This window comes from Mesorhizobium qingshengii (assembly GCF_900103325.1).
GTDB lineage: Bacteria > Pseudomonadota > Alphaproteobacteria > Rhizobiales > Rhizobiaceae > Mesorhizobium > Mesorhizobium qingshengii.
In genome coordinates this window covers 1-10,932 of sequence record NZ_FMXM01000048.1, presented here as the reverse complement: position 1 = coordinate 10,932, position 10,932 = coordinate 1, and the positions used below count along the sequence as shown (strand labels likewise).

Sequence of the window (10,932 nt, the reverse complement as noted above, 5' to 3'; positions counted from 1 at the left end):
TTCCGAAATCCTGCGTTGCTTTGTAGACATGGGCGGTGATCGATGTCGCCGCTATAAAGCTCCGCTATGATGCGGTTAGCCCCGTGCTGGACGAGCGTGGTCGTCGCCGCTTTGCGGCGGCGGAAGCGCTCACCGCGGGCTGGGGCGGGATCGCGGCGGTGTCCGCGGCAACGGGGATCGCGCGTAGCACCATCGGATATGGATTGCGGGAACTGCGCGGCGCGGCGCCGGATTCAGCTCTTGGCGGCATCCGGCGCAAGGGTGCCGGACGCAAACCTTTGACGCAGACGGATCCGACACTTCTCAGCGACCTGGAAAGGCTTGTCGACCCCGCCACGCGTGGCGATCCGATGTCACCCTTGAAGTGGACATCGAAAAGCTTGCGGAACTTGGCGGCGGCGCTTTGCGCCATGGGCCATCGTGTCGGTCATGACGTCGTCGGTACTCTGTTGAAAACGCTTGGGTATTCTCTTCAGGGCAATCGAAAGACGCTGGAGGGATCGAGCCACGTCGATCGCGACGCACAGTTCCAGCACATCGCCAGGACGGTCAAGGACGCCATTACGGCCGGTCAACCTGCGATCTCCGTCGATACGAAGAAGAAAGAACTCGTCGGCGACTTCAAGAATGGCGGACGTGAATACCGACCGGCCGGAGCACCAGAGCCGGTCCGCGTCCATGATTTCGTCGACCCGAAGCTCGGTCGTGCCGCGCCCTACGGTATTTATGATATCGCCGATGACAAAGGGTGGGTCAGCGTCGGGATCGACCACGATACCGCTGCCTTCGCCGTCAACGCCATACGCTCCTGGTGGATCAGCATGGGGCGTGATCGCTACGCGCACGCTCATACCTTGACGATCACCGCCGACGGCGGCGGAAGCAACGGTTCGCGCGTGCGCCTGTGGAAAGTCGAACTCCAAAAGCTGGCCGACGAGTTGGGGTTGACCATCGCTGTCCTCCATCTCCCGCCCGGCACCAGCAAATGGAACAAGATCGAACACCGCCTCTTCTCGTTCATCTCGAGAAACTGGCGTGGACGACCGCTCACCGATTATCGCACCATCGTCGAACTCATCGGCGCCACAACCTCGACGGCGGGACTGACCGTTCGTTGCGAACTTGATGAAAACCGCTATCCCGCCGGGATCAAAGTCTCCGACGAGGACATGGCCAGCTTGAACATCATTCGCAACGAATTCCACGGTGAATGGAACTATACAATCAAGCCGCAATCCCAAAAATTAGCGCGATAAATTATCGACACGTCCTAATCGTGGAATGCCCATGGTCTTCGACAAGCCTGCATGATCGGAGAGGATGGCCGGTCGTCGTCGCCCCAGTTTACCTGTTTCTCGCGCGCAAGAAAAAGGCCGGACTCGGGGCCGGGCCAAGTGTGAAGGTCAAAACCTCCAGAGGGGAACGCGCCAGACGAATGGGAGGAAACATCCGGCGCACCGCGCATATGGGTCAGCAAAGGTGACACTTCAACGACATGCCGTAGGCCACCAGACTTGTTCTCTTGGTGCACCGAAGCTTGCATGCCTAATGCGATTGCTGAAACGATACGGCTGGTTCAGCCAGCCTTGCTCAGGTTGCCGGCCGACGATTTGCCGGTCCGCCGATCCTGCTCTATCTCATAGTTGATCTTCTGGCCGTCAACGAGCGTCGACAGGCCAGCGCGCTCGACAGCAGAAATATGGACAAACACGTCCTGTCCACCACCGTCGGGCTGGATGAAGCCAAAGCCCTTGGTCGCGTTGAACCACTTTACCGTCCCAGTCGCCATATAGGTATTTCCTTGCCGTAGGTGTCTACAAATCTGCCTGGCCGACCGCACCGGCCGCCGCCGTTCCAGATAGATGCAGCAAATGGGCGTCATGGCAAGTCTGCAGCCTGTTTAGGGGACGTTGGCACCAAGCGGCGTTCCGCTGACCGCAGACGCCAACTCGATAGTTGGCCAATGCCAGCATCGTGTGTTTGGGAACAGGACGCACTGAACTCCTGCCCTGCCATTGCGCCTGGTCGGTCAGACTGCCCAAATAGCCACCAGGACCCCTTGCCGGTCGGCGAAAACCAACGATCCATAAGGCCGCATTGGCTTTGAGCCAGGCGCAAAGCGACAGGCTGCGGGATTGGCGATCGTCATCCGGTCATCCTCGCCGTCGCGCCGTTCGCCTTGAGCGCCGCCATCAGCATCGGCCCGACAGAGAACTGCCCCGCCGTCGCCTTTTCGGTCAGTACCCGCAAATAGCCGCCGGCCGAGTTGATGTGCTGCGCCCTTTGCAGGATGCAGGCAATCACGATCGCCGCGGTCTCCTGGCCCATTACATGGCAAGCCTCCTCATACGCGGACGGCGAAACGCCCAGATATCCCCGCACCTGAGCGGCCGTTATCATGAGGTCGCGCCAATTGCCGATCCCGTCGACGGCGTAGTCGGTAATTTCAGGGCAGGCCTTCAGCACCATCGCCAGCGGGTATGTTTTCGGCGCCTCCGCGGTCCTCGTCCTGGGCTCGGCCGTCGCCCAGCTTTTCTCTAAAGCAGGTTCAAATTCAAAAATAGAGTCGGTATTTGAATCAGATTGCTGCCGCTCGTTTTGAGAGTCATTGCCGCTCAGATTCTTGGATTTCATATGAATTTCCAGCAGCTTATCCACTTCGTCATGCAATGCGGCAAGATCCGCTACGATCGGTTCCAGCTGAGCAATGCAGGCTCGGCGTGGGATTGCCTCCACAACGCCGCGGAAACGCTTCCACAGGCCTCCCCAGTCGCCCGGGACATCTTCGTCAACGGCCGCTTCGATCAGCTTGTGGATGTCTCGGCGGTGCAAGGTGATCCGCTCGCGCATAAGCCTGAGCGCCCGTTTGCCGGCACGAACACATTCAGCCGCGGCCTCGAACTCGTAAGCACGGGCCAGCAGGGGCGCCAGGGAGAAGCCGAATGCTTCCTCGATCTGCCCTCCCCGGCCCTTGCGGGCGTAACGCTTGCCGTTCGGGCTATCCCGACGGATGATCAGCCCGCAGTCAACAAGAGCCGCCAGGTGTCGTCTGACGGTGGGCTCAGGCATTCCGTGCGCCCTAAGCGACAGCTGAGCGTTTGAGGGAAAGACGATGAGGTCGTTTTCCTCACTCAATTCGCTATCAGGATAGAACGATAGCAACGCATTCAGGACGGCCAGAGCACGATCGCCGATGCCGATGATGCTCTTGCCTTCGCAGAGGTTGCGGTAGATCTGCCACTTGTCGACGACCCTGCCCTTGGGGATTTCACGTGAATCGTTTTGCGCTGCCAGCATGGCAAGCGACATCGGCCGCCGCCCAAAGGGCGTCGTTGCAATACCCGTGTCCATTTTCTTTCACCCTCTATCAGGCAAAAGAAATCTGCTCGCCAAAACGACGCCAATGACTCTTGACAGTGATTCGTGGAGATGCGATTCTCAGAGCGCTTAGTTCAGAGAGAGGCTTCCACGGCTTGCCGTTCGGGGGCCTTTTTCTTTTGCGGTTTCAGACTCCTTGTTTCATTGTGGACTTCCGAAAGGCCTCAAACAGGTCGTCCAGTTGTCCGGCGATAAACGCGGCGAAACGCGATCCTTCGGCCTCTCCCACCGCAATCATGGTAGTTTTTCCGTTGTCTTTGAGGCTGACGCTGACTGTTTTGTCTGGAGCAGCCCAGGATTTCATAGCAATCTTGGGCTTTGATGGCTTAGCCGGTCCCGCAGGTACTTTGAACGCGTTTTGATCCAGTGGCAGCGTCTCAAGCAGCATAATGAATCTGTCGTCGGACGTTGCCTCGCGGAACTTGGTTTTGCGAATAAGATCGGAGGCTTTTGCGAGTGAGCCGTCGACGGAATAGCGGTTCGAGAATTCCTGCCATCGTCCTCGACCAATACCGGGAGCTTTACCAATCGATTGCAGTATCTCCTTGTCGACCGAGGACGCGATTTTTATCATCTCGGAGACATGCGATTTTCCTGTCGACAACGAAGCGCAGATGGTGTCCCGTTTGTACCCCGCTTCCTGCTGCGCAAGCGCAAAAGCGCACTTTTCAATGTATGAAAGATCCTCTCGAGCGGTGTTTTCTTCGCCTTGGAAAATGACGGCCTGTTCATCAGTTAACTCGCGGACGGCCGCTTTGAATCCAATCCCGAGCTGCCTAGCTGCCGCTAACCTTCTGCGGCCATAGACGATTTGAAACTCGCCATCCTTGCCTTGTACTGGCCGAACCAATCCAGGCACAATTTGACCGCGCTCCCGCATGGATTCTGTGATCTCAGCAATGGCTGAAATTTCGTAGGCCTCATCATATCGGTCGGTGATAGATGACGGCCGTATTTTGTCGGGATCGAGTTCAATGATCTGTTCGCCTGACCTCAGTAACTTGTCGGCGATATCGCTACGCTCTTGCATTTGGCGAACACCAGCCGCCACCTTCATCAGGTGCGGCGATGACGTGCGGCGGCTAACGCCCTCCTCCGGATTCTCCTCCCCGAGTTGCCCCAAAACAGCAGCAAACATGCCTTTAGAATCTTTACGGCTCACTGTTCACGCCTCCATGCCATTGTGATGAGGCTTTCTATTTCCGCGTTCGCGGCGTTGATCGATTCGATTGCACGATCATAAGTTTTAGGTGCCGAGAACCTCGATCGTTGCACTTCATAGAGGCTTTGCTTCCAAGTAAGAGCGTCCGCAACGGCAGTGGATTTGGAGACCGAATTGAGAAGTAAATCCTCGCGAAACACTTGGCGCATTAGGGCCTGCATGTTGGCTTGCGGGTGGTCGTTGGCCTCAAACTTTGTGATGAGGAATTTGGCGAAATCCCAGCGCGCGCCTGCACCAGCCTGATCCAGGATCTGCATATAAGATGCGGCGAGCTCCAAAAACTTCCCTGTGGAGTCGACATCGAGCATGTGCGCTGGAACTGGGATTAGGACTCCGGTAGCGGCAGTGAGCGACGAAAGCGTCAGGAAATTGAGTGACGGCGCACAGTCGAGAAGAACGATATCGTAGCTATCGACAATCTGTTCCAGGGCCTGTGACACTCGAAGCAGGAAACTGGTTCCTCCACTCTTGCGCATCTCAAGGGTAACGGCCGTTTCGAATTCTGTCAGCTCAAGACCCGCGCAGATGACGTCGAAGCCGATGATATGAGTCTGATGGATAATCTTTTCTGTTGGCACTGGATCATCAAACCGAATCGCCGAGTAGAGGGTGTCACCTTCTCGGTAGTCAAATCCGGGTAACGCTCCCTGCAGACTTGTTAACGACGCCTGGGGATCCATGTCGACTGCGAGAACGCGATATCCCCGTAGTGCCAACCAATGACCTAAATGAATGGTGGTCGCTGTCTTGGACGATCCACCTTTGAAGTTCGTGATCGCGATGATCTGGCAATCCTCGCCTTTAACGCGACGAGGATTAATCCATTTCTTCCGAGCTTTTTCCGCCAGGTGCATCCGAAGGTCCAGCACCTGCTCCACAGAATATAGGCGCTTTCCGGTGGTCGTTGTCTCTGGCTCGGGTCCCTGCCCTTTTAAGGAAACCTGCCGTATGTAAGCTTCGGTCACTCCTAGCAATGCCGCCACTTCCGTCGAAGTGAACTTTCGCATCGTACGAACTGCGTCAGGAGGATACTGTGCCAGCGAAAGATTGTTGAGTGCCTTCTCGAGTTTCGTCGAAAAGGTATTCATGAATTGAAGGCTACTTAGATGCCGCGTCACCCAGATTCTCCTCTTGCACCCAGCGCCTATTGCGAACAAGCTGTTGACGCCACGCCAACTACGCCAACTTTTCGAATTACGCGGTTTTTCCGTTACTGGGCTTATGCCCGATTCGGAGAATTCGGGCAAATGGACATAAGGCAGTTCCCAGCTGGGAACTTTTCGTTTCGCTCGCTTCCCGTGCCATCAAAGTTGCGCATCAGGTATTGAAAAAGACAGCCATGATATTGGTCGCGGATCGTCGGTGTACGAGCGAGCCCTTTGCCCCGTTTTGTTCTCGTAGATAGTCGATGTTGGTTTACCGATTTGCTTGCCAGCGTCGGCGTGCGGCGGCCAGCCCTAAAATCGCAGGCAGCCTTCGGCCCCTGGAGAGATCCCCCACGTTGGAGCGGCAGCGACATTCCCATTGCCACGGCAGGCACAGAGCTCGCGCAATCCCTGGGGAGTCACCATCCTTTGCGTCGGAGACGATCGGTTGTGTTTGTGATGCTGTCATGCCACGCCGCTTCCGATGTCACTTCGGTGATCACCCTTACCGGCCCACGCCCCTTTCCGGCATCAAGGGTTAGGATTGTCGCCAGGCGTCCCACTCGTTTTTGACAGCACTCATCGTTTGGCAAGTGGGCGTCCTGTCTATGCGCACATTCTTCCAGTGCGTCGAGGATGTCGCAAGCAAGTGGCTCCGTGTTGGCGACGGATCCTGGAGAGAACCATCGAGAAGCAAACTCCTCGCATGACTCTTAATCGAGCAGAGGCACCATCCGAACTTTGAGTTCCCAGCTGGGAACAACTCTCGAGTTGGAGGCTTGCACGGCACCAACAACCCCGGACCCCTATCAACTTGATGGGTTGGGATTCTGGCTCTCTGGTGGATTGGCGCAGCCGGAGTCTCCTCGGCTGGGGGCGTATCGCTGAAATCCTGACGCCTTAGTTAGATTGACTCGGAACGATCGCGTCGGCGCTGATATTTGCGGGGTCATCTAGGCGGAGGCATGGCCGACTTGCTTTTGCACATAGCGCGTCGTCGACCTCGGCTGACGAGGCGAGGCCGGCGCGCGGCGAGTGGCCAGAAAACTTCTGTCCCCGCTCGCCTTCAGAGTGATCGCCGCGCGCGCCGAGACCAAGGCGGTGCGCTTACCAACTGGGCCGTCTCCTGATAGTTACGCCGCTTGGCGCTAAGCGTTTTGCCCTAACCAGTAACACTGCGGGACCATGGGCGATGCGCGATGCGCGATGCGCGCAAACTTCAACCAGGTCCTGCAGGGCGACAACCGGGCATGTGGCATCGGACGAACCGCGGCCGATCTCGGCCTCGCGCTCGATCTGCGCCACGGCGCCGAGGCCTGCAGCGAGAGCGTGCCCTGCGGCGTCCTTGTGTCGATCGGATCCCGCAGCGAGCGAAAATTCGCACCCTTGGCGGCGATATCCTCGACCACCTCAAGGAAATGGCTGATGGATCGCGCGAGGCCACGAGCGTGGCTCCGATACAGGGGGTTTGACAGGGCAGGCCGGGTGCGAGAGGCGACAAATCCTTCTCCTCGACGTCGCAGCCGGCGGTCTGCAACTCCATTCCTGAGCCTGGGTCACCTGCTCACCGGTAGAGACGCGCATAGCCGATTTGTCGGCCTGTGGAAGCACGACTTTGCGTGTCAGTGGGCATCCGAAGCCCTGGGGAGGGTGTTTGGAAGCAGATTTGCAAGCGCAGAGGATAAGGACAATCGATCCGTTGGAGTAGGCAGCTAGGTGCGTGACCGGGCTGAGTTGCATAACGATTTCATCGCTTGACAAATGTGAAATCACAACGTAAGTAGCATCAGGAGCATAAAGATGAGCGAGAAAATCATCTACCTGCATGGTCAGCCGAAACCGATCGGTCACTTTTTGCGCGTTGGAACCAGCGGTCACCGACAGCTCGAGACCCTGTTGGGTTCGGGAAAGATGATGGTTGATCGGGTCGTGGTGGAAGCCTCGGCGGCTCTGAGGCAACATGATCTCCTGACGGCCATCGCCGAGGTCGGCGGAGAGCTGATCCTGGACACCAATGTCGCCGAGCTTTCGTCGATTGGCCGATTTGGTGGAGCGGCCAAGTCTGCGCCTTGGGCAAATCCTGATAGCGTTCTGACGCCCGACGATCTGCGACCAAACGCGAACCGGGACGTCATCGGCCAGATATCCCGCTTTGCGGTGAAACAGGGCTTTCACGCCGTACAGGCACCTGCGCATGTCCTTGAGGGCTCGACAGACCCGCTTTTTGCCCTCGACTGCGAGGCCACCGCCGCTCTGCGCCGTGCGCTCGATGCGGAAGGAGGCAAGGACATCGCCATCGACTACCCGCTGATGATCAAGAATTCATCCCTTCGCGATCCTGCTCAGCGACGGGCGTTCATAGCCGCGTTGAAGAACGCACCGTTTGACAACCTGTGGTTCCGCGTCTCGGGCTTCGGCGCGGACGCCACGCCGATGGGATTGCGGCGGTACGTAGCAGCCATGATGGACTTTCACAGACTGGAAGTTCCTATCGTGGCCGATGGAGTCGGTGGTCTTGTGGGCGTCGCTATTGCCGCTTTCGGTGCTGCCGGTGGAATTTGTCATGGCGTTGCCGAGAAAGAACGCTTCGATGCCAGCGATTGGTCGAAGCCGCCTCAGACCGGTGGCGGAGGACCCGAGAAGCGTGTTCTAATTGGTGGATTGGATCGCCTCCTCAGCGTGAAACAGGTCGACGCTCTGATGGCTGCACCAGGAGCCAAACCTCTGCTGAGCTGCCACGATCGATCATGCTGTCCGAATGGACTGAGCGACACGTTGAAGGATCCAAAGGCGCACTATCTGCGCCAGCGCGCTCGCCAGATCCGAGAACTGTCGGCGGTGCCCGACGCGCGACGTCCGCAGCATTTTCTTGAAAAGGAGCTGGCTGCGGCGGAACGGGTCGCGCGGTCGGCCGCAAAGCTCAAGGTATCGGACGAAGGCTTATCGGAGGTGCTACAGCGCAGTAGCGACCGGCTAGAAAAGATGCATGCGGTTCTGGAGTCCTTGAACGGCACGATTGCCGGCCAGCCAAGGGCTCCTGTCCCACCGCGGCGGCAGGGGAGGGGTGCGAGCGTGGCCTCGCACCGCAGGTAAAAACATGAGCACAGCTGTAGCACGAATTCTGGACGATCTTCGGTCTCGGGGAGGCCTGCAGGGCAAGGACATCGCCAACATTGTCGATGTATCGACCGCGACTGTGTCGCGGTGGTCGCACGGCAACGGCTCTCCAAATCTTCGAACCCAGACGGTCATTGCTGATCTGCGGTACGTTGTTGATCGCCTCTCTGACTTTTATACGGCCGATGAAACTCGGCTTTGGCTGCATTCGCGCCATCCTCTTCTCAACAACGAGCGCGCGATTGATCTCATCAATGCCGATCGTACCCAGGAAGTCCTGGCGGTGATTGAACGCCTCGACGCCGGCGCTTACATCTGAGGCGACGCGTGGAGCGAAGGGCGCGAGATCTTGAACTGCTTGACCTGCTTGACACGCACAAGGGCGTGTCATTCGAGGGGAATGTCTGGCGCATTGTCCGCGAGGAACGCGAGCCGCTGCTGGGCTATCCGGCTGGGGCTCGTTGGGATCCGGGCTCGTTCGACGTGCTCTACACCTCGCTGGAGCGGGAGGGCTCACTCGAGGAGATTCACTTTCATCTAAGCCGTCAACCGGTCTTTCCGTCCAAAATTCGATCGGTCTTGCATCAGATTTCGGTCCGCACCCAACGGACGCTTCGAATTGCCAACCTGGCAGAGTTGAAGGCACTTGGGATAACGCCGGAAACCTATGGGTCGCTCTCCTATCAGCGCACGCAGGAAATTGGGGATGCGGCCGCCTTCCTCGGATTCGATGGCATTTTGGCGCCAAGCGCGCGATGGCCGTGTCAGAACCTCGTTCTCTTTACCGAGCACTTCACACCGGCGGATCTTATTGTCGTCAGCTCGGAGCCGGTCGATTGGGACGACTGGAGAAAGCGAAGAAACACCCAGCGACAGCACCGCGACCACCAATCTTGAACCTAGACTAGTAGGGCAGGGGAGGGCTTTTGTTCCCTACAGACCGCTCGCCTTGGTGAGATTGACCCGGAAGCGATCGCGGCGGCGCTGGTACTTGCGGGTCATCTCGGCACTTGAGTGGCCGAGCTGCTTTTGCACGTAGCGTTCGTCGACCTCGGCCGAGGAGGCGAGACCAGACCTTAATGAATGGCCGGCAAACAGCTTGCTGCGCTCGCCCTCGGGCAGGTCGCCGCGGACGCCGGCGGCCAAGGCGGTCCGCTTGACTAGGCGGGCGACCTCCTGGTCGTTGAGTCGATCGGCGCCGACAACCTTGCCCTGGCCGGTGACGCGCCGGAACAGGGCCTTCCCTGCCCATCGCGAGAAGATCTCAACGATGACGGGCAATTCATCGTCGGCTTCGTCCGCCATAAGTCAGTACGGTTGCGACACCATTGAATTCCATAGCACCAAGTGCTATCTTTCGTCATGCCCGATCGCATATTTAAGACAGCATGGTTCGCCAAGGCGGCGCGCAAGGCACGGCTTTCGGATGCAGCGCTTACGCGGGCAGCCAGGGAGGCCGCTCAGGGCAAGGCGGACGATCTCGGCGGAGGCGTTTTCAAGAAACGGCTCGGTGACAATCGCTTTCGATCGATCCTGCTCGCCAGGAGCGGTGAGTTTTGGGTTTACGTCTATCTGTTCGCCAAACAGGACAGGGCGAACATCGATGATGACGAATTGCGTGCGTTTCGCGAGCTTGCGGCGCTCTACCGGCGCAAATCCACCGCGGATCTGGCCGCGGAATTGAATGCTGGAGCTTTGATGGAGATTGGCGATGGCGATTAGACGAAAATTCAAAAGCGACGCCTTCGAGGCGATCCACAGCGCGGTGGAAGGCATGGTGCGCGCCGGCACGGTCGACAAGCAGACCCTGCGCTCCTTCGACGAAGCCTGCCTGTCCCGGCCGACGATATTCGACGCAAAGAAGATAAAGGCGCTGCGCGAGCGCAATCACGTCAGCCAGCCGGTGTTCGCGCGCTATCTCAACACGTCGGAATCGACGGTGCAGAAGTGGGAGACGGGTGCCAAGCGGCCGAGCGGGCTGGCGCTGAAGCTTCTGTCGGTGGTTGAAAAGCACGGTTTGCAGGTGCTGCAGTAGGCATTTTAAAAAACGAATGATAATGCAATCTTATC

General features: G+C 58.1%; 10 protein-coding genes and 2 pseudogenes. 6 read left to right on the top strand and 6 right to left on the bottom strand.

Annotated features, from left to right (window positions below; translation table 11 throughout):
* Window positions 1-35 precede the first annotated feature (35 nt).
* Window positions 36-1,256, top strand: a complete 1,221-nt coding sequence (locus tag BLS48_RS33355; protein ID WP_038650363.1) for an ISAzo13 family transposase — start codon at window positions 36-38, stop codon at window positions 1,254-1,256.
* 320 nt (window positions 1,257-1,576) lie between these two features.
* Here BLS48_RS33355 and BLS48_RS33350 read toward each other — a convergent pair whose 3' ends face one another.
* The 5 genes and pseudogenes from BLS48_RS33350 to BLS48_RS36450 all read right to left on the bottom strand — a co-directional run.
* Entirely contained in the window at window positions 1,577-1,789 is a 213-nt protein-coding gene (locus BLS48_RS33350; RefSeq protein ID WP_091586566.1) for a cold-shock protein, read from the bottom strand.
* Between the two features lie 356 nt (window positions 1,790-2,145).
* Window positions 2,146-3,351 (bottom strand): plasmid replication protein RepC, encoded by a 1,206-nt coding sequence (repC, locus tag BLS48_RS33345; RefSeq protein ID WP_091586564.1) that lies wholly within the window; start codon window positions 3,349-3,351, stop codon window positions 2,146-2,148.
* 154 nt (window positions 3,352-3,505) lie between these two features.
* Window positions 3,506-4,540 carry a plasmid partitioning protein RepB gene (gene repB / locus BLS48_RS33340; RefSeq protein WP_038654833.1) on the bottom strand — a complete coding sequence of 345 codons (1,035 nt, stop codon included), beginning with the start codon at window positions 4,538-4,540 and terminating at the stop codon, window positions 3,506-3,508.
* Window positions 4,537-5,718, bottom strand: a complete 1,182-nt coding sequence (gene repA, locus BLS48_RS33335) for a plasmid partitioning protein RepA (RefSeq protein ID WP_038655379.1) — start codon at window positions 5,716-5,718, stop codon at window positions 4,537-4,539. Before repA ends, repB begins: the two co-directional genes overlap by 4 nt.
* Before the next feature lie 917 nt (window positions 5,719-6,635).
* A pseudogene (locus BLS48_RS36450) lies at window positions 6,636-7,035 on the bottom strand (site-specific integrase); the annotation flags it as partial.
* 510 nt (window positions 7,036-7,545) lie between these two features.
* On the opposite strand from BLS48_RS36450, the gene BLS48_RS33325 reads away from it, so the two are divergent.
* The 3 genes from BLS48_RS33325 to BLS48_RS33315 are packed head-to-tail and all read left to right on the top strand — an operon-like array spanning window position 7,546 to window position 9,759.
* The gene (locus BLS48_RS33325; RefSeq protein ID WP_091586562.1) at window positions 7,546-8,838 is read left to right on the top strand and encodes a hypothetical protein; all 1,293 of its coding nucleotides are present in this window, start codon (window positions 7,546-7,548) and stop codon (window positions 8,836-8,838) included.
* Between the two features lie 4 nt (window positions 8,839-8,842).
* Window positions 8,843-9,181, top strand: coding sequence for an antitoxin Xre/MbcA/ParS toxin-binding domain-containing protein (locus BLS48_RS33320; protein ID WP_038655373.1), 339 nt, complete (start codon window positions 8,843-8,845; stop codon window positions 9,179-9,181).
* Window positions 9,182-9,189: 8 nt separating this feature from the next.
* A complete protein-coding gene (locus tag BLS48_RS33315) occupies window positions 9,190-9,759 on the top strand; it encodes an RES family NAD+ phosphorylase (protein ID WP_038655370.1) in 570 nt (189 codons plus the stop codon).
* Window positions 9,760-9,795: 36 nt separating this feature from the next.
* Here BLS48_RS33315 and BLS48_RS33310 read toward each other — a convergent pair.
* Window positions 9,796-10,110: pseudogene (locus tag BLS48_RS33310) on the bottom strand (tyrosine-type recombinase/integrase); the annotation flags it as partial.
* Window positions 10,111-10,224: 114 nt separating this feature from the next.
* Between BLS48_RS33310 and BLS48_RS33305 the strand changes: the two are divergent.
* Window positions 10,225-10,584 carry a type II toxin-antitoxin system RelE/ParE family toxin gene (locus tag BLS48_RS33305; protein ID WP_038654666.1) on the top strand — a complete coding sequence of 120 codons (360 nt, stop codon included), beginning with the start codon at window positions 10,225-10,227 and terminating at the stop codon, window positions 10,582-10,584.
* Complete coding sequence (locus BLS48_RS33300) at window positions 10,574-10,897, top strand: helix-turn-helix domain-containing protein (RefSeq protein ID WP_038654663.1); 324 nt, start codon at window positions 10,574-10,576, stop codon at window positions 10,895-10,897. The genes BLS48_RS33305 and BLS48_RS33300 overlap by 11 nt, the downstream gene beginning before the upstream one ends.
* Window positions 10,898-10,932: the final 35 nt, after the last annotated feature.